General features: G+C 70.7%; 1 pseudogene. It reads right to left on the bottom strand.

What is annotated here, in order from left to right:
• A pseudogene (locus GVY64_RS37085) lies at positions 1-550 on the bottom strand (hypothetical protein); the annotation flags it as partial.

Here is a 550-nt window from a genome sequence, read left to right as displayed (position 1 = left end):
GGCGCGGGCGTCGGCGGGGTCACGGTCGGGGCAATGGTCGGCCGTTCACCGATCACCGCTTCGGTGTGCGGTGTGTCGTCCACGTACATCAAGCGGTCGGGATGCCATGCCACGACGCGGTTGCGGTCGTTGTTGCCGGCCGAGTTGCCCATGCCGGGCGCCATCGGCATGTACGGCATCATCGGCGATCCGCCGCGCGCGGCGGCCGCGTTTGCCGCCGACGACGTTCCGAGAGGTTCGATCACCGGTGTGCGCGGCATGCCCGAACCCAGGCTGGCCGCGGCGGCCACCGGCAACGCGCTCGCCGCAACGGTTTCCGCGTCGACATCCGGGATGCCGAGGCCGGGACTGCCGGCGGGCATCCCGCTCGGGCTGCCCGTACCGAGGCCGCTGGGGATGCCGAGATCGTCGTAACCGTAGTCGTCGAGGCCGTAGTCGTCGTAGGCGTCCGACGTGTCCGACTGTCCGAGCTGACTCAGCGGCATTCCGGCCGAGGCCATCGCGCTCATCAAGGCGGGCAGCATCTGGGTCAACGCGCTGCTGTCGCCGC

This window comes from Nocardia sp. CY41 (genome assembly GCF_009829325.1).
In the GTDB taxonomy this organism is placed as follows: domain Bacteria; phylum Actinomycetota; class Actinomycetes; order Mycobacteriales; family Mycobacteriaceae; genus Nocardia.
The sequence above is the reverse complement of the archived record's forward strand: the minus strand, read 5'-3'. Positions and strand labels throughout refer to the sequence as shown.